The sequence below is a fragment of the Bifidobacterium xylocopae genome (assembly GCF_003315615.1).
GTDB lineage: Bacteria > Actinomycetota > Actinomycetes > Actinomycetales > Bifidobacteriaceae > Bombiscardovia > Bombiscardovia xylocopae.
Genome location: NZ_PDCH01000004.1, coordinates 39861 through 62270, shown reverse-complemented (window position 1 = coordinate 62270; position 22410 = coordinate 39861). Strand labels below are relative to the sequence as shown.

Sequence of the window (22410 nt, the reverse complement as noted above, 5' to 3'; positions counted from 1 at the left end):
GGGCCGGAACAGCTTGGGCCCGGATTGGTCAGGCGATGAAGGCGATGGGTGCGGACAGGTCCTGCCCGGAGGCATCGCGCCGCATGTCCACCTCGGGAAGGTCGACCGGGTGGCCCGAGGCAGTGGAGGCGTGAAGAGGCCAAGGACCCACGCAGGCGGTGATCAGCGTGTTCTGCCCTTTGAGGAAGCGCTGGGAACGCACACCGCCGGTGCCGCGCCCCTTGACCGGGTACATCTGCAAGGGCGTGAGCTTCGCAGACCCGTTCTCAGTGCCGGGCAGGGCCTCTCGGTCCCCGGCCACGGTCAGCACCACGGCGCCGGCCTGACTGGTCAGCCCGTTCTCTCCCTCGGTGTAGGTCCAGGCAACCTGAGCCAGCGGTACCACAGCGAAAGCCATGACATGTTCGCCTTCGGCCAGGCGGATACCGTTCATTCCAGCGGAGCCCCGTCCCTGGGGCCTGACCTTTCCGGCTTCGTAGGTGAGCAGACTTGAATCGGATGAGATGAAGACCAGGTGGTCCTCGTCTCCGGCAGGCGCCGCGAACAGGAGCTCATCGCCTGCTGCCAGGTCAATCACGCTCCACGAGTCCATGGTTGTGGGCGACTGCCGGTTCCAGCGTTTGACGACACCGCTTCGAGTGCCCAGACCCAGTGGCGTCTGGTCATCCGGGTCTATGGCCGCAACCACCCGCTCACCTTCCACAGGTTCGGTCGACTGGGTCAAGCCCAGCAGCTCGGCGGCCCCGACTCCGCCGGCAAGGCTCAGGGAGGACGTCAGCGGCAGCTGTGGCAAGTCGGCAACGGGAGCCGTGACCAGGCGGCCAGCCGAGGTAATCAGCGCGTAGGAGCCCAGCGTGTGGCCGGTGAAGATGGAGACGATCTGGTCGTCAGCCGCTCGCCCGTCGGCAGCCGAACGACTGCGCCACATGTCCATGGCCCCCTCGCCGCATCGGGCGATCAGACCGGAGGCGCTCAGAAGCACCGTGCAGGGCTCATCCTTCATCTGCAGGCCGGCGGCATCAGCACCTGGGGAGGCCTTGGCTGAAGCGGCCGATGCGGCCAGTCCCAGCTTCTTGACCGCGTCCAGCCCCCCTTCGCCGTTCACCGCTCCATCGCCCTGCAGGGCCACCGGTGCCAGGTCCCCGGATGGTTCCGCATCCAGGATCACGGTACGGCGTGGCGTGTCGTATTCTGCGACCGCCTGATCCATTTCCTGGATCACGACCTTGTCCAGTTCTGCGGCGGAGCTCAGGATCAGCTCCAAGGCCTCCAGTTGCCGCTTGAGTTCGTCGCGTTCGCCTTCCAGCTCTATCCGGCTCATCTTGGTCAGCCGGCGCAGACGCAGCTCCAGGATGTATCCGGCTTGCACATCGTCCAGGTCGAAGACCGCCATCAGCCGGGTCTTGGCGCTCGCTGCATCATCCGAGGTGCGGATGACCTGGATGACCTCGTCGATGTCGAGCATGGCCAGCAGAAGCCCTTCGACCAGATGCAGGCGTTCCAGGGCCCTGGCCCTGCGGTATTCGCTGCGCCGGTGGATGACCTGCCGGCGGTGCCTGATCCATACGTCCAGGAGCTCCCTGACCCCCATCGTGTGGGGCCGACCGTTGACCAAGGCCACATTGTTGATTGTGAACGAATCCTCAAGGGGCGTGTACTTGAAGAGCTGGGCCAGCACCTTGGCCGGATCGAAACCCGACTTGAGCTCAATGACCAAGCGGGTGCCGTTGTGACGGTCAGTCAGGTCTATGGCGCCCGACACCCCTTCGATCCTGTGGTTTTTCACGCCTTCGGAGATGCGCTCCAGTACCCGCTCAGGCCCGACCATGAAGGGCAGTTCCGTGACCACGATGGCTTTTTTCCGGGCGGTCACGTTCTCGAGGTGCGTCACGGATCGGGTGACGAAGGCCCCGCGGCCGGATTCGTAGGCCTTGCGGATACCCTCGCGCCCTACGATGACGCCGCCGCCGGGCAGGTCGGGGCCGGGCAGGAAGGTCATCAGTTCGTCCAGGTCCGCGTCAGGGTGTCCCATCAGGTGCTTGGCGGCAGCGACGACCTCGCCCAGGTTGTGGGTGATCATGTTGGTGGCCATACCTACCGCGATGCCTGACGACCCGTTGACCAGCAGGTTGGGGATCGCTGAGGGCAGGACGGCCGGCTCCTGGAGCTTGTTGTCGTAGTTGGGCGAGAAGTCGACGGTATCCTGGTCGATGTCGGCGTTCATTCCCAGGGCTGCGGGGGCCAGGCGCGCTTCGGTGTAACGTGAGGCCGCCGGTCCGTCGTCCAGGGAGCCGAAGTTACCGTGGCCGTCCACCAACGGCAACCGCATGGCGAAGGGCTGGGCCAGGCGGACCATGGCCTCGTATATCGAGGAGTCACCATGGGGGTGGAGCTTGCCCATCACCTCGCCGACGGCACGGGCGGACTTCATATAGGGCTTGTCGGGCGTCAACCCCATCTGACCCATCTGGTAGATGATACGGCGCTGAACCGGCTTGAGTCCGTCCCGGGCATCGGGCAGGGCCCTGGCGTAGATGACGGAATAGGCGTATTCCAGGAAGGACTTGCTCATCTCCTCGCCCAGGGGCGTCTCGACGATGTGCTCCTTGACCTGCCGCATGTCGTAACCTGGGTTGCTCTTGCGATGCGATGCCATGAATTACTCGCTCCTGCCTCTTGCGTCCGCTGGACCATGATAGCGGGAGCGGGGCCCAAGCAATCCCTTGGAAGCGACCGTCACCCGACATTGCGCCTTAGTGCTTGAATGGGGGTATGGCTGATTTACCAAGTATGGACGAGCTGACACGGCTGGCGCCGGACATCACCTACGGAGACCGGGTGGGTCCCGATGCCGGACGAGGCCAGGCCCTTCATCTTTCCGCCGTGCTACCGGCTCTGTCCGCGGCCCTCGGCCATCCGACCCCGACGGCCGTGCACCCGGATCCTGACGGGCTGCAGGCGGCCCTGGGCCTGCCGGACGTCCGGTCGGCGGTCGTGGTCGTGGTCGATGGTCTGGGATACTGGAATCTCAAACGGCGGTTGGGCCATACCCCATACTTGCGTTCACTCCTCTCCGAGTCATCGAACGATCGCCCGATCTGCACCTGCCTTCCATCTACGACGACTGCGGCCATGGCCGTCTTCGGCACTGGTGGCTGCCCTGGTCTGACAGGCATGGCGGGCTACACCCAGCTGAACCCGTACACCGGCGGTCTCAGCCAGCTGATTCAATTCCGCGATGCCCCCGAGCCCGAGGACCTCCAGCGCCAGCCGACCGTATTCGAGCTCCTGCAAGCCCAGGAGGTGCGCGTCACATCGTCGGGCTTGCCCAACTTCGCGGACTCTGGTCTGACCAGGGCCGCGTTGCGTGGCAGCGACTACATTGGCGGGCTGACGCCTGCCCAGCGAATTGCAGCGGCGGCCGAAGCCGCCAGGGAGCCAGGCCTGACCTACCTGTACATCCGAGATGTCGACAAGACGGGGCATGCCGACGGCTGGGAGGGGGAGCAGTGGGTAGCCTCCTTGGAAAAGGTCGATGGGCAGCTGGCTCTCCTGCATCGCAGTGTCCCCAAAGGCACCTTGATTCTCATCGTTGCCGACCACGGCATGGTGGCCGCGGACCCGGACCGGCGTTTCGACCTGGCCGGGCATCGGGAGCTTCAGACAGGAATAGGCCTGGTGGGCGGAGAGCCAAGACAGGTGATGCTCTATCTGGACGAGGGTGTGGATCCGCAGGCGGCGGCCGGGAAGTGGCAGGAGGAGCTTGGCGGGAATGCGTTGGTGCGTACCAAGGCGCAGGCCATCAGGTCGGGGCTGTTCGGTCCGGTGGATGACAGGGTGGCGCCGATCTTCGGCGATATATTGATTTCCTGCCAAGGCGGAGCCACATTGGTCGACACCCGCTCTCAGTCCGAGCCAGCCACACGGATGCCGGGTGTACACGGCTCCCAGACCTACTTGGAGACGGACATCCCCTGCCTGTCGGACCTGGTCTGAGCGCAACGGCGGTTAGTCGCCGAAGAGTATTTCATCCCAGGAAGGCACGGCTGACCTGCCCGCCTTTTTGTGGGCGTTGGGTTGGTTCGAGGACTTTTTGTCGTCGGACTGTTCGAAGCCCGTCGGTTTTGGAGTGTCCCCGCTGCCACCCTGCGGTCCTGCCTGTGGCTTCGGCCTGCCGGTCGCCTGTTGCTGGGGCGGGGTCCGCCGGCGCTCGTTGTTGTCTGCGTTCGAGGTCTTTTCCTTGCGGGCCTTGGCAGCAGTTTCCTTCATACGTTTGGTTCCGCCGTACATCCATGCTGTCAGTGCGCTGGGCTCAGATGAGGGCGGTGTGGCAGGGGTTTCCTCCCCGTCCGCTGTGCTGGTATCGGCCGGCGGCGGGACGGGTAGGTGCCGTTCTGGCTGGACCGGGGAGTGATCTTCGGCTCGGACAGCGGAGGGAGTCGGGAGCTCCGGCCGGATTGCGGGGGCAACAGGATGTCCGGCCGAAGGGTTCGCTGTATTTGTTCCGGCATCTGCCTCGGTGGTCTTGGAGTCCCGGGTCGATTCAGTCTTTTCACTGACTGCAACAGCCTCCCGCGCCGGTTCGTTCACGGGGACCGGCACCGTGGCCATCTCTATGGTGCGTATCCGTGACTGGTCGCCATCGGCAGTGGCCGGACCAGTTGCAGCAGGCTCGGCTTCCCTCAGTCGCGATTGGTCTGGCTCCGATGGAAACTCGGCCATTCCCGCTTCCGCCTGTGTCGCCTGTTCCGTTACCGATTGGGGGGCTGGTGCGGGCGTCGGTGAAATCAGGAAGTCCCCTGACCCCTCCAGCAGTTGCTTGGCCGGCATGTTCAGGCAGGTGATGGTGTTCTCGCGCATGTTCCACGTCCAGTCGGCCTGGATCGCCCGGTCCGCCACACGGAAGGAGGCCCGTATCTTCCAGGGCCCTTGGTTTTCGCGTGTCGCGCTCCAGGTGATGCTGCCCAGAGGCACTTCCGCGGCCCCGAGGGCACGGTTGATCGCCTCCTGGTTCGAGCCGGCTGATCCACGCTTGGGGGCGGTCATGGACAGGAACTGTTCGACCGCGTATTTCTTCTCGGTCTCTATGGGATTCGCGAAACGCCGTACCAGCGCTTCATTCACAGCGAATTCCTGTGCCACTTGCTCCGTGCTGAACCCGGCACGTATAGCGGTCTGGATGGCGGAGATGGGCAGGGTGGCGGACGCGTGCGGAACCGGGGTCCCGTGCTCCTCCTCCAATATCTGCTTGGCCTCGAGGATGGCGCGATCCAAGGCATTGTCAACCGTCACGGCGAAGAGTCCACGCTTGTGGGCGAACACCAATTCGCCATGTTCGCTGACATGATCGAAGCGAGCCTTCGCGATCTCTTCCTGAGGCATGCCGCCACCTTCTCTTCCCATTGAGTGAAACCCATACACTATTGTGCCCTATAGGTGGTATTTTACGAGCATCGTACTTCGTGTATCCTATCCGCAGTACGGTCGTGTATCCTATGAGCGGCGAAAAGGGGCCGTCGAGGACGTTCCCGACGTATGGATGCGGAAGTGATTCGTGATGGAAAGGACATACGGTGGCACAAGACTATGATTCCCCGCGTGACAAGGACGAGGATGAGGCCTCCATCGAGGAACTGGGCAAGAAGAGCCAGGCTGCTCCGGCCGATATCGACGATGATGAGAACGCCATCGCCGAGGACTATGAGCTGCCCGGTGCTGATCTGAGCAATGAGGACGCATCGGTCACAGTGATTCCCATGCAGGGTGATGAGTTCATATGCTCGGTCTGTTTCCTGGTCAAGCATCGTTCACAGCTCGACCACATGACCAAGGACGGGCAGCCTGTCTGCAAGGAGTGCGCCGCCTGATGGCCGTGGACGAGACCTACAACGGACCCGAGGACGTTGAGGTGCTGGTCAAGTCTGTGGAAGACGGGGATGGCGCGGGTTTGGGCGTCTACCTGGAATATGCGATGGCCGGTGATGCCGGTGCGGACCTGCGCACAAGGGTTCCACTGACACTGCGGCCCTTCGAGCGGATCCTGGCACCGACGGGGATCGCGATCGCCCTGCCTGCGGGATATGTGGGCCTTGTCCACCCCCGTTCGGGTTTGGCGGTCAGGCAGGGGGTTACGGTCCTCAACGCCCCCGGTACGATCGACGCCGGCTATCGCGGGGAGGTGAAGGTGCCATTGATCAATCTCGACCCCCATCATGAGGTCTCCTTCCAGGCCGGAGACCGAATCGCACAACTGGTCATCCAGCGGTATGTACAGGCTGAGTTCCTGTCGGCCGACAGGCTGCCGGGATCCGAGCGCGGGGATGGTGGTTTCGGCTCCACGGGATTGTGAGCGCGGACGGCCCGGAACCCTGCCGACCCGGGTCTTCGACTCGTGAATGGCGTGTAGGATAGGTGAATCATCAGGGCGGGAGGAGTGACATGGTCGCTATGGAGGGCAGGGTATGCGACAATGATGTCAACCGGGGCGACGCCGGCGGTGCCTCCCGTGCGCTCGGATGCGAGATCTCCGATGACCCCTTGAATCCCCTGCAGCCCATCGCGAAGGCCTGTCGATCCCACCATCCCAGCGTGGACCTGTCCATGCTGCCAAAGGCGTACGATCGTGCCGTCAGGCAACACGCCAGCCAGCGGCGCAAGTCAGGTGAGCCATACATCATCCACCCCCTGGCTGTGGCCCAGATCCTGGCCGACCTGGGTATGGGCCCGACGGTCGTGTCCGCTGGTCTTCTGCACGACACGGTGGAGGACACCGACTACACGCTCGAGGAATGCCGCAAGGATTTCGGCGATACGGTGGCCGGACTGGTTGACGGAGTGACGAAGATCTCAAAGATGGACTATGGGGACCTGGCCCAGGCCGAGACCATCCGCAAGATGGTGGTCGCCATGAGCCGTGACGTGCGTGTCCTGGTCGTCAAATTGGCCGATAGGGTCCATAATGCCCGCACCTGGCGTTATGTCAAGCCCTCCTCCGCCCAGCGCAAGGCGCGGGAGACCTTGGATGTCTACGCGCCGCTTGCCAATCGCCTGGGTATGAATGCCATCAAGACGGAGCTGGAGGAGCTCAGCTTCAAGGCGCTGTACCCGAAGATATACAACGAGATCGTGGTGCTGGTGGCCCAACGGGCCGGACAGAGGGATGTCTATCTCAAGCAGATCCTGGACGAGATTCACGAGGACCTGGACGGCCAGGGGATCGATGCCTATGTGACCGGGCGCCCTAAGGATTATTTCTCCATCTACCAGAAGATGATTGTGCGCGGCCACGATTTCGAGAATATTTACGACCTGGTGGGTGTGCGCATCATCGTGGATTCCATCCGCGACTGCTACGCGGCCCTCGGTGCGGTGCACGCCCGTTGGAGTCCTGTCCCCGGGCGGTTCAAGGACTACATCGCCATGCCTAAGATGAACATGTACCAGTCCTTGCACACCACAGTCGTGGGTCCTGGAGGCAAACCCGTCGAGATTCAGATCCGGACATGGCAGATGCACCGTCGGGCGGAGTTCGGCATCGCCGCCCACTGGAAGTACAAGGAGAACGGGCAGGCGGGGCGGGAGCTGTCGGCCCCGGACACCACGGACGTCAAGCGCGAGCAGAAGGAGCAGGCCGAGCTGAGCGAGGCCGACAACCTCAAATGGATCCAGCAGTTGGCGGATTGGACCAGCGAGACGCCGGACTCGAACGAGTTCCTGGGCACGCTCAAGGACGACCTGGGATCGGCTGAGGTCTTCGTCTTCACTCCGAAAGGCAAGATCATGTCCCTGCCCGCCGGTTCGACGCCGGTGGATTTCGCCTACACGGTCCACACGGAAGTGGGGCATCGGACCATGGGTGCCAGGGTCAACGGCCGTTTGGTCCCCCTGGACACGAAGCTCGAAAACGGCGACACCGTTGAGATTCTGACCTCAAAGTCCGACACCAATGGGCCTTCGCGCGACTGGCTATCCTTCGTACGTTCGCCGCGTGCACGCAACAAGATAAGGCAGTGGTTCAGCAAGGAGCGCCGTTCCGAGACGATCGAGGAGGGCAGGGACGATCTGGCACGGGCCATGCGCAAGCGGAACCTGCCGATGGCTACGCTGGTGACACCCGAGTCCATGGTGGGTGTGGCTGACGAGCTCAACCTGCCCAGTGAGAACGCAGTCTATGCAGCCATCGGTGACGGCCAGGTCTCCACGCAGAATGTCATATCAAGACTTGTCCACGATGTAGGGCGGGCGACCGTCGAAGATGAAGTGGAGCAGGAGGCTCTCCCGCTGAGCCAGGTGGGGCGGAGCCACGCCGTCTCCTCCTCGGAAGGCATCTCGGTCAAGGGTGTGGATGACGTGTGGGTCAAACTGGCCCGCTGCTGCACACCGGTACCGGGCGACCAGATCGTAGGCTTCATCACCCGCAACCAGGGCGTCTCGGTCCACAGGGCGGATTGCCAGAACCTGCTGGACCTGCGCAAGCAGCATCCGGAACGGATCGTGGAAGTGTCCTGGTCCAGCAACCAAGGCACGTTCATGGTCAAGATCCAGGTGGAAGCACTGGATAGGCCCCACCTGCTTTCCGACATCACCCAGGTTCTCTCCGACCATGGCGTCAATATCCTTTCGGGGGCACAGACGACAGGGCGCGACCGGGTGGCCGTCAACCAGTTCGTCTTCGAGATGGCCGACCCGCAGCATTTGAACACGCTGCTTTCGGGGGTCCGCAAGATTGATGGGGTCTTCGACGCCTATAGGCTGACGGGTGCCAAGGATTCCTCATCCTCACGAATGCGCAAGGTCTGAGGTGACAATCTGCCGCAGAGCTGCCATGGCTTTCACAACGCAATCAGGCCCGGCACCCATTGGAGGCTGCCGGGCCTGATTGCGTCCCCACCGCTGCAGATCGGCGGCGGCCACGTTGGATCTATTTAATCGCCTTGAGCCATTGTTCTTTAGTGGCTTTCTCCGCCTGCAGGGCCTGCTTGGCCGCAGGGTCCGACTCGGCCTCGATCCGCTGGTCCAGCTCGTCCAGCTGGGACTCCAGTTGGGTCTCGAAGGAGGACTTTCTGGCGTCGGCCTCGGGATCAGATCGTTTCCATGCCGCGTCCTCGACCGTCTTGATCTGTCTGTCCACGGCATCGAGACGGCTCTCAATCCGGTGCATGTCGGCACGGGGCACGTAACCGATCCCGTCCCATTCCTCCTGGATCTTGGCCAAGGCCTGACGGGCACGTTTGGCTGCGGCCTCGTCCTTGACGGGCAGCAGGGACTCGGCTTTGACGAGCAGAGCTTCCTTGGCTTTCAGATTTTCCTGTTCGTCGCCGGAGATCTTGTCCCTATCGGCCTGGCGGGCGTTGAAGAAGACATCCGCCGCCTCGCGGAAGCGGGCCCACAGGGCATCGTCTTCATTGCGGCCCGCCCGCCCGGCGGCCTTCCAACGGTCCATCAGGGCGTTGAAGTCGCGGGAGGTGCCGCCCCAGTCCGTGGAATCCTTGATCTCATTGGCCTTGGCTATGATCTCTTCCTTGATCCGCTTGGTCTCGGCGCGGCTGGCATCGCGTTCCTGGGCCCACTTGCGCCGTTGCTGGTTGAAGGCTGAGCGGGCGGAGGAGAACCTCTTCCACAAGGCATCGGCGTGCTTCTTGTCGATGCGGATGGTGGTGCGCTGATGGTTCTGCCAGCGTTCGAACAAGCCGCGGAACTTGTCGGCTGTCTGCCGCCAGTTGGTTTGATCACCGAGACCGGCCACGATGCCTTCGGCCTCCTCGACGATGGCGGTGCGCTCGTCGATGGCCTTGGCGAGGGCGGCCTTGCGCTCTTCCGCAAGCTTGGTCTTCTTGGCTTCGCCTTCGGTGCGCAGCTCCAACAGATGCGCGCGCAGGGCTGCGATATCGCCGACGACCGCAGGCTCCTTGGTCTCCTCATCCAGTGTCTTCAGGGATTCGTCGATTTCGCGGGGCTTGATGTTGGCGGCCTTCAGGCGGGTGGCGAACAGATCCAGCTTCTCTTTGAGGTCAAGGTAGCGACGGGCGTACAGGGACAGGGCTTCGTCCTTGCTGCCGGCGTCAGGGAACTGTCCGACCTCGCGCTCACCTGCGCCCTCGCGCACGAAGACGCCGCCATTGTCGTCCACGCGGCCGAATGTCTCCGCGGCCTTCACATCCTCTTCCTTATAGCTTGCCGCGGCAGGGGCAGCCGGCATCACCGGCGGCTTCCTGGCAAGCGCCGCGGGGGAGGGTGCCGCAGGCCTCGCTGCTGCCTTCGGCTTATCGGGCTGGTCGGTGGGTGCGGCGGGGCTGGGTGCGGGCTTGGGGTCATGGACACCCGCCTGGACCGCCTGTTGGCTTTGCTCCTGCGTCTGTCCGTCGGGTGCAGGGGTTTTCTCGGGTGTGGTGACTGAATCGTCGGCCATTGCCAGCTCCTTCAAGCTTGTGGGGTGGAGACGGGGGGAAGCGCCGCACACAGGCGCCACTTCTCCTCTCTATCTCCTATTATAGGGAGGTATGGCTAAAGGCGCATCATTATCAGGATTCCCGGAGTGGCTCCCCTCCCAAAGAGTGGTGGAGCAGACCATGATCGACACGTTGCGGCATGTCTTCGAGCTCAACGGGTTCATCGGCATCGAGACCAGGGCTGTGGAGCCCGGCTCCTCGCTGCTCAAGAAGGGGGAGACCAGCAAGGAAATCTACCTGCTGAGCCGCCTGCAGGAAGTCGGTCACGAGGACGGCAAGCCGGTCGAGGACAGGCTCGGGCTGCATTTCGATCTGACCGTGCCGCTTTCCAGGTATGTGGTCGAGCATTCCGGTCAACTGACCTTCCCGTTCAAACGATGGCAGATCCAGAAGGTCTGGCGGGGGGAGCGCCCACAGGATGGCCGCTTCCGAGAGTTCGTCCAGGCCGACATCGACGTGATCGGCAATGGTGAGCTGCCGGACCACTACGAGGTGGAACTGCCACTGGTCATGCTTTCAGCCTTGGAGGCCTTGCGCCCCTATGGCTGTCCCAAGGCGACGGTACATGCCAACAATCGTAAGCTTTCCGAAGGCTTTTACCGGGGTCTGGGGCTGAGCGACATCGAGGGGGTCCTCCGCGAGATCGACAAGCTTGACAAAATCGGCGCCGAGGAAGTGGGGAAGCTGCTGGTTAGTGAGTGCGGCGCCAGCCAGGCCCAAGCCTCGGCCTGCCTTGAGTTGGCAGAGCTGACGGCCACGGACGGCGCCGGGCTGCGCCAAGGCTTCCGGGACCTCTGCGAGGCCCACGGCATCGAGGTTGGCGGGCAGGCTTACGAACTGGCCCAGGAAGGGCTGGAGACCCTGGCGATGATAGTGGATGAGGCCGCGAGGATACGGCCCGGTGCCGTCGTCGCCGACCTGAAGATCGCCCGCGGTTTGGACTACTACACCGGTTCGGTCTATGAGACGTTCTTGGACGGTGCCGAGACACTGGGGTCCATATGCTCGGGCGGCCGTTACGACAATCTGGCCTCACAGGGTTCACGCACCTATCCGGGGGTCGGTCTTTCGATAGGGCTGTCCCGCCTGCTCTCCTATATGCTCGGTCGGGTGGGGGCCCACGCCTCCAGGGTCTCCCCGGCGGCCGTCCTGGTGGCGGTGTGGAACGAAGCCGGGCGGACGGCCAGCAACCATGTCGCAGATCTCCTGCGTCAGCGGGGGATAGCGGCTGACGTGGCACCGAGTGCCGCCAAGATAGGCAAGCAGATCAAGTACGCCGACCACCTGGGCATACCATACGTTTGGTTCCCCGCCCAGGAGGGGGATGCAGCGGGCCATGACGAGGTGAAGAACATCGAGACGGGCGACCAGGAAGCTGCAGATGCCGTGTCGTGGTTGCCGGATACCCTTATTGCCCAGCAGGGCGTGGAATTCTAGGCCTGAAGCAAGGGCGGGCCGAGCCCGCATGGAGGAAGAGAGAAGCATGAGCCAGTCGGCTTACAGAACGCACTATGCCACCCAAGTGACCGAGTCCGAGATCGGCAGCAAGGTCACGGTCGCCGGTTGGGTGGACCGCCGCCGTGACCATGGTGGTGTGGCCTTCATTGACTTGCGCGACCGCACCGGTCTGGTCCAGGTCGTCGTCTATGACGAGGAAATAGCCCGTCCCCTGCGCTCGGAGTATGTGATTGAAGTCAAGGGCGAGGTCCGTGCCCGTCCCGAAGGCAACGACAACGTCCATCTGTCCACCGGACACATCGAGATCGTTGCCGAGGACATCACGGTTCTCGCCAAGTCGGAGGCACTGCCCTTCCAGGTGTCAACGGCCCTGGAGAACGAGGCCGAGAATCAACTGCCCGGTGAGGACATACGTCTGAAATACCGCTACCTGGATCTGCGCCGGCCCTCCATGCAGTCCAACATCCGTCTGCGTTCACGGATGAACGCCGCAGCCCGTGCGGCCTTGGACAGGATGGACTTCTGTGAAATCGAGACGCCGACGCTGATCAAGTCCACGCCCGAGGGTGCCCGCGACTTCCTGGTGCCGGCCCGTCTGGTGCCCGGCTCCTGGTATGCGTTGCCCCAATCGCCCCAGCTTCTCAAACAGCTGCTCATGGTGGCGGGCTTCGAGCGCTACTATCAGATCGCTCGCTGCTACCGGGATGAGGACTTCCGTGCAGACCGGCAACCGGAGTTCACCCAGCTGGACATTGAGATGTCCTTCGCCTCCCAGGAGGATGTGATGGCCATGGCCGAACAGGTCATCGCCGCCATCTGGAAGGCCGCCGGATACGAGGTCAGGCTGCCCATCGGTCGCATCTCCTGGCAGGAGGCCATGGACAAGTACGGCTCCGATAAGCCCGATCTGCGTTTCGGCAATCCCATTGTCGAGATGACCGACTACTTCAGGGACACACCGTTCAGGGTCTTCCAAGCCCCCTATGTGGGTGCAGTGGTCTTCAAGGGCGGGGCGGACACGCCGCGTCGCCAGTTCGATGCCTGGCAGGATTGGGCCCGCCAGCGTGGCGCCAGGGGTTTGGCTTACGTGCAGTTCTCCGGCGAGGGTGAGCTCAAGGGCCCGGTGGCCAAGAACCTGTCCGATGTGGAACGCGAGGGACTGAAGAAGGCAGTGGGTGCCGAGGATGGGGACGCGGTCTTCTTCGCGGCTGGTGCGCGTGAGTCCTCCCAGCTGCTCCTGGGAGCCGTCAGAGTTGAGATCGCACGGCGTCAGGGCCTGCTCAAGCCCGATGAATTCGCATTGACCTGGGTGGTGGACTTCCCCTTGTTCAAGCATACTGATGACCCCGATGACGATGATGTGGCCGTGGGGCATTCCAAGTGGACCTCAATGCACCACCCCTTCACCATGCCTTCGGTCGACTGGATCGATCGATTCGACCAGGATCCGGCGCACGCCATGAGCGACTCCTACGATATCGTTTGCAATGGTGAGGAGATCGGCGGTGGTTCAGTGCGTATCCACCGCGACGACATCCAGGATCGCGTGCTCAAGGTCCTGGGCATAGGCCCCGAGGAGGCCCAGGAGAAATTCGGTTTCCTTCTGGAGGCTTTCAAGTACGGTGCGCCCCCTCACGCCGGCATCGCCTTCGGTTGGGACCGAGTGGCGCAGATCCTGACGGGTGCGGGTTCCATCCGCGACGTCATCGCCTTCCCCAAGTCCGGCGGCGGTCAGGATCCGATGACCGGCGCGCCCGCGCCGATTCCTCCCGAGCAGCGGGCCGAAACGGGTGTGGATTACGACCCAGAGGAGGATGCGTGAGCGCAGGCCAGGCGTTTACAGCCCGGTAATACTGCGCCCAGTCGCTTGTTACCTGCCCCGGGCTAGAATGCGGGGTATGAACGAAACGAACGAAACGCAGAAGGCGTCCGCCCCGATCGTGTCGGGCGGACGGGCCGACCCGGCGAATCCGCGACCGTTGGTCGAGCTGGCACATGTGGACAAGCACTATGGCAGGCTTCATGTCCTGAAGGACATCAACCTACAGGTCTGCCAGGGCGAGGTGCTGGTTGTGGTGGGCCCGTCCGGTTCGGGCAAATCGACCATGTGCCGCACTATCAACCGCCTTGAGTCCATAGACTCCGGAGTGATTCGTATCGACGGCGAGCTACTGCCCCAGGAAGGCAAGGATCTGGCCCGGCTGCGGGCCGAGGTCGGCATGGTCTTCCAGTCCTTCAACCTTTTCGCCAACAAGACGATTCTGGACAACGTGACGCTGGCGCCGATCAAGGTGCGGCACATGCCACGCAAGGATGCCGAGGACCTGGCCATGGACTTGCTGGCGAGGGTCGGGGTCGAGTCGCAGGCGCAGAAGATGCCGTCCCAGCTGTCGGGCGGGCAGCAGCAGCGTGTGGCCATAGCGCGAGCGCTGGCCATGAAGCCCAAGATCATGCTGTTCGATGAGCCGACCTCCGCCCTTGACCCGGAGATGGTCAATGAGGTGCTCGATGTCATGGTCGAACTGGCCCAGGAGGGTATGACCATGATCTGTGTGACCCATGAGATGGGCTTCGCCCGCAAGGCTGCCGACCGTATCGTATTCATGGCCGATGGGCAGATCCTGGAGGAGGGCAGGCCCGACGAGTTCTTCGACCACCCCAAGAGCGGGCGTGCCAAGGAGTTCCTCTCGAAGATTCTGACCCACTGAGCTGGGTGTATTCAGGACAGAAGGATGGACGTATGAGTACATCGACATGGCGCCGGCCCACACAGGGCAGGGGAGCGGGGACCTGTCTTCGGGCCCTGCTCGCCGCCTTATGCGCCCTTGCATGCGTCTTTTCCCTGGCGGCCTGCGGGTCGGACAAGGAAGAGGGCAAGATTCGCATAGGCATCAAATTCGACCAGCCTGGCCTGGGCTTCAAGAAGGCCGGCACCTACGTGGGCTTCGACGTGGATGTCGCCCAGTACATCGCCGGCAAGCTCGGGTATGAAGAGGACCAGATCATCTGGAAGGAGGCCCCCTCCAAGCAGAGGGAGGCCATGCTCCAGAACGGCGATGTCGATATGATCCTGGCCTCCTATTCAATAACGGACGAGCGCGAGAAGGCCGTCTCCTTCGCCGGCCCCTACTTCGTGGCCGGACAGGACCTGATGGTGCGCAAAGGCGAGACCGCAATCAAGGGGCCCCAGGACCTGAACGGCAAGCGGTTGTGCTCGGTGACGGGGTCCACGTCCGCTGTCACGGTCAAGAAACGCTTCGCCTCCGAAGTGCAGTTGATGGAACAGCCTGGCTATGCCGAGTGCGCCACGGCACTCTTCTCGGGCATCGTGGACGCGGTGACCACCGACGACATCATTCTGGCGGGTCTAGCGGCACAATCCCGGGGGCGGCTGAGCCTGGTCGGCAGGCCATTCACCCAGGAACGCTACGGTGTGGGTATAAAAAAGGGCGACAAGGAGTTGGCGCGCAGGATCAACGACGCCATCAATGACATGGAGTCCAATGGCTCCTGGCAACGGGCCCTGGAGCAGAATACCAGGGGCGTCCACTTCAAGCCGGATGCACGATACAATCCGCCCGTCCCTAAGGAAGGTGAGTGATGTCCGCCGTTTTGCAGCTCTTCCGTGAATACGACATCCCCGGAGCCTTCCTGGTCAACATCGAACTGACCTTGTGGGCTGCCCTCTTTTCGTTGGTTCTTGGTGTCATCCTGGTGGTGATGCGCATAGCACCGGTCTCCTCCATGCGATTGGTGGCCTCGGTCTATGTTGAGTTCTTCCAGAACATGCCGTTGACCATCATCATGGTCTTCATGGTCCTGGGAGCTTTCGCACAGCTCAAGCTGAGCTTCTCCGATGTCTTCGCCGCCAATTTCTTCTGGCTGGCCGTGATTGGCCTGTCCCTGTATACGGCTGCGTTCGTGTGCGAGTCACTGCGTTCCGGCATCAACACCGTGCCCCTGGGCCAGGCTGAGGCGGCACGTGCCCTGGGGCTGAGCTTCACGCAATCAGCCGGTCAGATCATACTGCCTCAGGCCTTCCGCGGCTCGGTCGCACCCTTGGGCAACACGTTCATCGCCCTGCTGAAGAACTCGACTGTAGCGGCCGCCGCATCGGTGGCCACTGAGTCATCCTCCCTGATGAGTGAGATGATCGAATTCCACGCGAATTCGATCGTCGCCATCTTCCTCATCTTCGCTTTGGGATATGTGATCCTGGTCCTGCCCATCGGGGCCCTGACCACCTTCCTGTCCAACAAGCTGGCCGTCAGAAGGTAGCGCCATGGCTAAGACAAACAACGAAAGCTCCCTCCTCTTCGATCAACCAGGCCCCAAGGGCCAGCGGAAGATCCGGACGACCAACTGGATCGCAGCCATCATCTTCGCCATCATCGTGCTGCTGGTGCTCATGCGCCTGCACAACCCACCGGACGGGGAGAACCAGCTTTCCTGGGAGCTTTGGAAACCGGCCCTGGACAGCGAGGCATGGTCCGACTTCTACCTGCCCGGTCTTTGGCTGACGCTCAAGGCTTCGATCCTGGCTGTGATCGGCTCGGTCGTCTACGGGTTCGTGTTCGGCATCGGTCGCTTGCTGCCCAGTGCCATCCTGCGGACCATCTCCGGCGTGATCGTGGAGTTCTGCAGGGCCGTGCCGGTTCTGATGCTGATGATATTCTTCTGGCGCTGGCTGGCCTTCTCGGGCGTATCACAAGCATCCTACTGGGCGGTCGTCATCTCCCTGATCCTGTACAACGGCTCCGTGGTGGCCGAGCTGGTCCGTTCCGGCGTCGGCAACCTGCCCGGTGGGCAGCGTGAGGCCAGCTTGGCCTTGGGGCTGACCCAGACCCAGTCCCTCATGCAGATAGAGGTGCCCCAAGCCGTATATGCCATGCTGCCAGCAGCGGTCACCCAGTTGGTCGTGGTCCTCAAAGACACGGCCCTGGGGTCAATCATCATGTACACGGATCTGCTCCAGGAGTCGAGGAGGCTGGGGTCCATGTACTTCAACATCCTGCAGACCCTGGTCGTGGCAGGTGTCATCTACTTCGTGGTCTGTTCCCTCCTGTCGAAGCTGGCGCGTCAGCTTCCGAAGCGCATGCAGGAGCGGACCGCCGCTCCAGCCGCCCCGGTCGATATGGAGCCGGTGCCTCCGCTGGCGATCATGGACGCCTCGAACGTCAACCAGATCGCGGTCGCGCAGGAAGTCGACAAGGACCGTTTCGGTGGCGCTCCGCTCCAGCACCATGTGCATCACCGCGGTTCCAACGCATCAATCCGTCATTGGCGTCAGACCCGCTACATGCAGGGCTACGACGATACGCACCCGGAGTCGCAGGCGGCGCCGCACCCGCACGAAATGCCGGGCTTCCTCAGGAACCGGCTCGGTTTCGGTGAGAATGCCGACAACAGCGTGAAGGGCGAGGATGAGGGCACAGGTACAACGGACGGAATCCCAGAAGACCACGGGAACAAGACAGGCCGAACAGCCTGAGGCGACCAGGACTGGCTGACCGTCACATGGGCCGGGCAAGGAGGGTGGGGAACCCTCCTGCCCGGCCCACTGTGTTTGATCGGAAGTTGCCGAATTTCAGCCGCGGCGAAGGAGGTCAGCATAGGCCCAGACCACAGCCGCGACCCTTGTGAGCTCGGACTCTCGGCTGACCCGCCGCCAGCGTTCCTGGTAGGCCTCGAACCAATCCTCGATGCGGGCCGCCAATGCCTCTTCCCCGATTTTCTCCAGTTCGGCATCGTGCCTGACCAGGCCCTCCCTCCGCGCCAATCGCCAACCCAGCAGGTTGAAGAGCCCCTGTCCCTCGATGGCGAGCAATTGTGCGCCGCCGGCCCGTGCGGCTTGGGGCTGGGTGCCGGACAGTGAAACGGCCAGCTGTCGTGCGGCTTCGTCCAGTCGTTCCTGGAGGGCCCGCTGGTCGCTCAGTCTGTTTGCCAACAGACCCAGATATTCGTGGCGGGCGGCACGCAGATCGTGTACGTCCGTGTCCCACCCTTGCCCCTTGTGAGTCAAGGCCACCACACGTGAGACATCCTGGTTGACGCGGCCGACGCCGTCGTCGAGTTCCAGGTAGGTCACCAGGTCGCTCCACGAGAACGCCTGGCTGCAGGAAGCCTTGTCAAGGGCGGGGATGACGCCCCCACTGGCGTCTCCGTATTCCAGCAGGGCGATGGCATGGTCGCAGTTGCCCCGGTCCGCATCAAGGGGATTCCAGGAGCACTGGGCGCCATAGGCCATGCCCGGTAGGCTCATGACCGGATCGTTGATATGTCCGTAATCCCCCCAATCGGTCACCATGTGGCCGACGGCCCTGTATTCCAAGCCGTAAGCGGCCAGGCGGGAGATGTTGGACCATGCGTCGCCTATCGCCGGCAGCAGGTTGTTCCAGGCATGGACGGCCGAGCAGACATACTGGGGCAGTCCCATGTCCGCCACCATCTTTACCTTGCTGCCATCCACATGTGGATTGTAAAGCCAGTTGAGCAAGGGGTTGTCCTTGGGAAGCCGGTCCATCACGCCAGGCAGGGCGATCGCGATGTCGCCCCAGAACATGGGCTCGCGCCCCTGCTCAGCCAGGTGGTCGCACAGACGCACCAGGTAGTCGGCGTAGATCGTTGCGGCACCCATCCTGTCGGCCAGGGGTTTGGACCGTCCACGGCCCAGGTCGAAGGTCTCGTCACCGCCGATGTTGAACCTGTGGCTGGAGAAAAGCTGGGCATAGTCGTCGATGATGGCGGTGGAGAATGCATAGGAGTCGGGCTCGGCGACGTTGAGGGTGTGGTGTTCCTGGCGCTCGATGAAGGAGTAGGGGCGGTCGGCGTCCTCAGGGAACTCTCCCAGGCGACGCAGGGTCCTGGTGCGCAGGTTCACGTAATGGTGGCCGAAGGTGGACAGGGAGGGCACCAGCTCGATGCCCAGCTCCCGGCAGTGCCGGTCGAAGTCGATGATGTCCTGGGGGCGTAGAGGGGAGGTGCCCCTCCAGGATTCGCTCAATTCGTCGAAGGCGAAGGAGTGCTCCACATACAGCTGTATCTGGTTGTATTTGTAGTAGGCCAGCTTCTCGGCCCAGGCTTTGAGCCAGTCCATGGTGGGAACTCGGCCGCGCGTCACATCCAGGCTGTAGGAGCGTACCGGGAAGGCCGGGCTGTCCTCGATGTGCAGGCAGGGCAGAAGCGCACCGCACTGGAAGATTATCTGACGCAGGGTCTGGACGCCATAGCGCAGACCGTCCAAGTCCCCGCCGACCACGCTGACCAGCGGCGGGCAGGCGTTTTCATCGTCGCGGTCATGATGGATCTCCAGCCTGTAGGACTGGCCGTCCATCTCCTCCGACAGGGAGAGCCGTATATCCGCTGGCCAGTGGGAGCCCTGTGCCCTATCCCAGAACGCCCCGCAGACGGTCTGGATGTCCTTGGTAAGTTGGCTGGCCAGGAAGGCGCCCGCCCGGTTGGATGCCGCGTCGTCTGGACCCTGGTAGCTGACCCGCCCGTGGTTGGGCAAAAGAAGGCCGCCGCCGGTCAGGCGCATGCTCCGGGGACGGGGAATCAATGCCAAATCCTGCTGTATGCGGCCCACCGACTCCAGTCGTTCCTTCATGACGCACCCTCCTGTGTTTCGCCGTGGCATCAAGCCACGGCGGCTGTACGCTATATCATATGTTGTTGTCGTGTGCCGGCGGCGGACGTCGCGGCATGCCCGAAGTCTGACGCAGACGCTGACGCTGCCCAGGGTCGTGGCTTCCTGGCCCAGGATGAAGGCGAACGTAGGGGGGGCCGTGTGGATGAAGCAGGGCGGAGCGGCTCGTTGGTCCGCCGTCTCAAGATACGGCCTGATGGCCCGGGAGCCTGCCCCGGGCCACCGCTAGAGTGAAGGGTATGTCCTTAAGCGAACCGCATCCTGTGTCACTGTCCATCGACCCGACCGATCCAAAAGGCTATGGGGCTTTGGGAGCCCTGGGGCCGGGACTGGGGGAGGAGCGGACGCTCAGCGACGACGATATGTATGAGCGTTTCTTCGGCTGGGTCGAGGCCCGGGGAATCGAGCCCTGGCCCCATCAGGAGGAGGCGGTAATGGATCTGCTCTCCGGGGACCACGTGATTCTGAGCACGCCCACCGGATCTGGCAAGTCCATGGTGGCATTGGCCATGCACTTCATCGCCCTATGCACCGGCCGCCGCTCCTATTACACCGCCCCCATCAAGGCACTTGTCTCGGAGAAGTTCTTCGACCTGGTCCACGACTTGGGTCGCGAGAACGTCGGCATGATCACTGGCGACAGCCGTATCAACGCCGACGCACCCGTCATCTGTTGCACGGCGGAAATCCTGGCCAACCAGGCCTTGCGTGAGGGCGAGGGTGCCGATATCGGATGTGTGGCCATGGATGAATTCCATTTCTATGGCGATCCCGAGCGTGGCTGGGCCTGGCAGGTGCCCCTGCTTACCCTGCTCGACACCCAGTTTCTGCTTATGTCCGCCACTCTGGGCGATGTGACGGCCATTGCCGACTCGCTCCGGGAACGCACCGGAGCCCAGGTGGACGTCATAGACGATGCACCCAGGCCTGTGCCTCTGACCTACCGGTACGTTGATACGCCGCTTGCCTCCACGGTCGAAGGGCTCATAGGGCAGGGCGACACGCCGATCTATGTCGTCCATTTCTCCCAGGATGCGGCCCTCCAGACAGCCCAGGCCCTCTCCAGCTCCGGTGTGTCCAGCAAGGAGGATCGCGAGAGGATCAAGGAGGCGCTGGCCGGTGCCAGATTCACGACAGGCTTTGGCCGGATCCTTTCCCGGCTCCTGCGTACGGGGGTCGGCATCCACCATGCAGGCATGCTGCCGCGATACCGGCGGATGGTGGAGCAGCTGGCGCAGGCCGGGCTGTTGCCGGTCATCTGCGGTACCGACACCCTCGGTGTTGGCATCAATGTACCTATTCACACAGTGGTGCTGACCGCCCTGACCAAGTATGACGGAGTCAGGATGCGCCGGCTGCGCTCGCGCGAGTTCCACCAGATCGCAGGGCGTGCCGGGCGCATGGGTTTCGATTCGCAGGGGCTGGTGGTGGCCGAGGCGCCCGAATACGAGATAGAGAATGCGCGGGCCCTGGCCAAGGCGGGCGATGACCCCAGGAAACTGAAGAAGGTCAAGCGGAAGAAGGCTCCCGACGGTTTCGTCACCTGGGGCCGGACCACCTTCGACCACTTGGTGGATTCACGGCCCGAAACCTTGAAGGCCCGGCTGAAGATCACCCACTCCATGGTCCTGAACGAAGTCGCCCAAGGTGGGGATGCACGCGCACGCGTGGATGCCCTGATCGACGAATCCCTGCTGAGCGAGAATGAGAAGGAGGGACTGCATGCCCGTGCCGCAGAGATCTTCCGGACCCTTGAGGACACCGGGGTAATTGAGATCCTGGACGGTCCTGGAGGTTCTCCCGACTATGACACAACCGTGGACCTGCCGGACGATTTCGCCTTGGATCAGCCGCTCTCGCCCTTCCTGCTGGCCGCCCTGGAACTGCTTGACCCGGATTCGCCCAGCTATGACATGGATCTGATTTCCATGGTCGAAGCAACCTTGGAAGATCCCAGGCAGGTTCTGAAAGCCCAGCAGCGGCAAGCCCGGGATGCGGCGATACAGGAGATGAAGGCTGAGGGCATGGAGTACGAGGAGCGTATGGACAAGCTCCAGGAGGTCACCTATCCAAAGCCCCTGGAGGAGCTGCTGGGGCAGGCCTTCGATCGGTACAGGCTAGATGTGCCTTGGGCCAATGACTACGAACTGAAACCAAAATCCGTCCTGCGAGACATGCTTGAAACAGCCTCGGACTTCAATTCCTACACTTCCCGTTACGGTATCTCGCGTTCCGAGGGGACGCTTCTGCGCTACCTGTCCGATGCCTATCGGGCCCTGTCGCGCACTGTACCGGACGACAAGCTTGATGAGCGGTTGGACGACGTGATCGCCTGGTTGGGATTGGTGGTTCGCTCGGTCGACTCATCGCTGGTGGACGAGTGGGAGTCGGCAGGAAGCGATGGACAACGTCCATCGAAGGATTTGGATGCCGCACCTCCCAGGGCCAATGACCAGGTGGTCCGGGACCGGCGCGCCATGCGTCTGCTGGTGCGCAACGCCATGTTTCATCGGGTCGAGCTGGTCGCCTTCGACAGGCCGCAGGAGCTGGCTGCCCTGGACGCTGAATGGGGGTATGGTCTGCGCGTATGGCAGGACACCCTGGATGACCTCTATGAGGTCCATGAGGCGATATCCACGGATGAAGAGGCGCGTTCGTCCGACTTCTTCACGCTTGATGAGTCCAAGGAGCGCACTGAGCATGTGTGGCTGGTCAGGCAGATCTTTGATGATGTTGAGGGGGATCACGACTGGGGCATGGCCGGGGTGGTCGATCTGGATGCCAGCCAGCAGGGCGGACAGGTCGTTTTCACCGACTACCGGGTCGGTCCGATCGAGGACCTGCTCACGCTGTGAGCAG

At 62.9% G+C, this 22410-nt stretch carries 15 protein-coding genes; 11 read left to right on the top strand and 4 right to left on the bottom strand.

What is annotated here, in order from left to right; translation table 11 throughout:
- Positions 1-28: 28 nt before the first annotated feature.
- Positions 29-2656: a DNA gyrase/topoisomerase IV subunit A gene (locus CRD59_RS03225; RefSeq protein ID WP_113853164.1), complete on the bottom strand. Its 2628-nt coding sequence runs from the start codon at positions 2654-2656 to the stop codon at positions 29-31.
- Positions 2657-2772: 116 nt separating this feature from the next.
- On the opposite strand from CRD59_RS03225, the gene CRD59_RS03220 reads away from it, so the two are divergent.
- Positions 2773-3996 carry an alkaline phosphatase family protein gene (locus CRD59_RS03220; protein ID WP_113853163.1) on the top strand — a complete coding sequence of 408 codons (1224 nt, stop codon included), beginning with the start codon at positions 2773-2775 and terminating at the stop codon, positions 3994-3996.
- A 12-nt stretch (positions 3997-4008) separates the two neighbouring features.
- Here CRD59_RS03220 and sepH read toward each other — a convergent pair whose 3' ends face one another.
- Positions 4009-5382 carry a septation protein SepH gene (gene sepH / locus CRD59_RS03215; RefSeq protein WP_161522268.1) on the bottom strand — a complete coding sequence of 458 codons (1374 nt, stop codon included), beginning with the start codon at positions 5380-5382 and terminating at the stop codon, positions 4009-4011.
- A 191-nt stretch (positions 5383-5573) separates the two neighbouring features.
- Between sepH and CRD59_RS03210 the strand changes: the two genes are divergently transcribed.
- From CRD59_RS03210 to CRD59_RS03200, 3 genes are all read left to right on the top strand, one after another.
- Positions 5574-5867 (top strand): DUF4193 domain-containing protein, encoded by a 294-nt coding sequence (locus CRD59_RS03210; RefSeq protein ID WP_113853161.1) that lies wholly within the window; start codon positions 5574-5576, stop codon positions 5865-5867.
- Positions 5867-6349 (top strand): dUTP diphosphatase, encoded by a 483-nt coding sequence (gene dut, locus CRD59_RS03205; RefSeq protein ID WP_113853160.1) that lies wholly within the window; start codon positions 5867-5869, stop codon positions 6347-6349. The genes CRD59_RS03210 and dut overlap by 1 nt, the downstream gene beginning before the upstream one ends.
- 98 nt (positions 6350-6447) lie before the next feature.
- Entirely contained in the window at positions 6448-8799 is a 2352-nt protein-coding gene (locus tag CRD59_RS03200; protein ID WP_113853197.1) for a RelA/SpoT family protein, read from the top strand.
- Between the two features lie 121 nt (positions 8800-8920).
- On the opposite strand, the gene CRD59_RS03195 is transcribed toward CRD59_RS03200, so the two are convergent.
- Positions 8921-10408 carry a DUF349 domain-containing protein gene (locus tag CRD59_RS03195; protein ID WP_113853159.1) on the bottom strand — a complete coding sequence of 496 codons (1488 nt, stop codon included), beginning with the start codon at positions 10406-10408 and terminating at the stop codon, positions 8921-8923.
- Positions 10409-10499: 91 nt separating this feature from the next.
- Here CRD59_RS03195 and hisS point away from each other — a divergent pair, with 91 nt between their 5' ends.
- The 6 genes from hisS (at position 10500) to CRD59_RS03165 (ending at position 17397) form a co-directional block, all read left to right on the top strand.
- Entirely contained in the window at positions 10500-11885 is a 1386-nt protein-coding gene (gene hisS, locus CRD59_RS03190) for a histidine--tRNA ligase (protein ID WP_113853158.1), read from the top strand.
- 46 nt (positions 11886-11931) lie between these two features.
- Positions 11932-13728 (top strand): aspartate--tRNA ligase, encoded by a 1797-nt coding sequence (gene aspS / locus CRD59_RS03185; protein ID WP_113853157.1) that lies wholly within the window; start codon positions 11932-11934, stop codon positions 13726-13728.
- Positions 13729-13804: 76 nt separating this feature from the next.
- Positions 13805-14614, top strand: coding sequence for an amino acid ABC transporter ATP-binding protein (locus CRD59_RS03180; RefSeq protein WP_113853156.1), 810 nt, complete (start codon positions 13805-13807; stop codon positions 14612-14614).
- A gap of 95 nt (positions 14615-14709) precedes the next feature.
- Entirely contained in the window at positions 14710-15507 is a 798-nt protein-coding gene (locus CRD59_RS03175) for a glutamate ABC transporter substrate-binding protein (protein ID WP_113853196.1), read from the top strand.
- Positions 15507-16184 (top strand): amino acid ABC transporter permease, encoded by a 678-nt coding sequence (locus CRD59_RS03170; RefSeq protein WP_113853155.1) that lies wholly within the window; start codon positions 15507-15509, stop codon positions 16182-16184. The genes CRD59_RS03175 and CRD59_RS03170 overlap by 1 nt, the downstream gene beginning before the upstream one ends.
- 4 nt (positions 16185-16188) lie before the next feature.
- Positions 16189-17397: an amino acid ABC transporter permease gene (locus CRD59_RS03165; protein ID WP_113853154.1), complete on the top strand. Its 1209-nt coding sequence runs from the start codon at positions 16189-16191 to the stop codon at positions 17395-17397.
- Positions 17398-17493: 96 nt separating this feature from the next.
- On the opposite strand, the gene CRD59_RS03160 is transcribed toward CRD59_RS03165, so the two are convergent.
- Positions 17494-19512, bottom strand: coding sequence for a glycoside hydrolase family 20 zincin-like fold domain-containing protein (locus CRD59_RS03160; protein WP_161522267.1), 2019 nt, complete (start codon positions 19510-19512; stop codon positions 17494-17496).
- A gap of 278 nt (positions 19513-19790) precedes the next feature.
- Here CRD59_RS03160 and CRD59_RS03155 point away from each other — a divergent pair, with 278 nt between their 5' ends.
- Complete coding sequence (locus tag CRD59_RS03155; protein ID WP_113853152.1) at positions 19791-22406, top strand: DEAD/DEAH box helicase; 2616 nt, start codon at positions 19791-19793, stop codon at positions 22404-22406.
- Positions 22407-22410: the final 4 nt, after the last annotated feature.

Excerpts from the sequence above, each read along its gene's own strand:
- CRD59_RS03195 (WP_113853159.1), bottom strand. The coding sequence starts at position 10,408 with ATGGCCGACGATTCAGTCACCACACCCGAGAAAACCCCTGCACCCGAC.
- aspS (WP_113853157.1), top strand. The coding sequence starts at position 11,932 with ATGAGCCAGTCGGCTTACAGAACGCACTATGCCACCCAAGTGACCGAG.
- CRD59_RS03225 (WP_113853164.1), bottom strand. The coding sequence starts at position 2,656 with ATGGCATCGCATCGCAAGAGCAACCCAGGTTACGACATGCGGCAGGTC.
- CRD59_RS03180 (WP_113853156.1), top strand. The coding sequence starts at position 13,805 with ATGAACGAAACGAACGAAACGCAGAAGGCGTCCGCCCCGATCGTGTCG.
- dut (WP_113853160.1), top strand. The coding sequence starts at position 5,867 with ATGGCCGTGGACGAGACCTACAACGGACCCGAGGACGTTGAGGTGCTG.
- CRD59_RS03220 (WP_113853163.1), top strand. The coding sequence starts at position 2,773 with ATGGCTGATTTACCAAGTATGGACGAGCTGACACGGCTGGCGCCGGAC.
- CRD59_RS03170 (WP_113853155.1), top strand. The coding sequence starts at position 15,507 with ATGTCCGCCGTTTTGCAGCTCTTCCGTGAATACGACATCCCCGGAGCC.
- CRD59_RS03200 (WP_113853197.1), top strand. The coding sequence starts at position 6,448 with ATGGAGGGCAGGGTATGCGACAATGATGTCAACCGGGGCGACGCCGGC.
- sepH (WP_161522268.1), bottom strand. The coding sequence starts at position 5,382 with ATGCCTCAGGAAGAGATCGCGAAGGCTCGCTTCGATCATGTCAGCGAA.
- hisS (WP_113853158.1), top strand. The coding sequence starts at position 10,500 with ATGGCTAAAGGCGCATCATTATCAGGATTCCCGGAGTGGCTCCCCTCC.
- CRD59_RS03155 (WP_113853152.1), top strand. The coding sequence starts at position 19,791 with ATGTCCTTAAGCGAACCGCATCCTGTGTCACTGTCCATCGACCCGACC.
- CRD59_RS03160 (WP_161522267.1), bottom strand. The coding sequence starts at position 19,512 with ATGAAGGAACGACTGGAGTCGGTGGGCCGCATACAGCAGGATTTGGCA.
- CRD59_RS03165 (WP_113853154.1), top strand. The coding sequence starts at position 16,189 with ATGGCTAAGACAAACAACGAAAGCTCCCTCCTCTTCGATCAACCAGGC.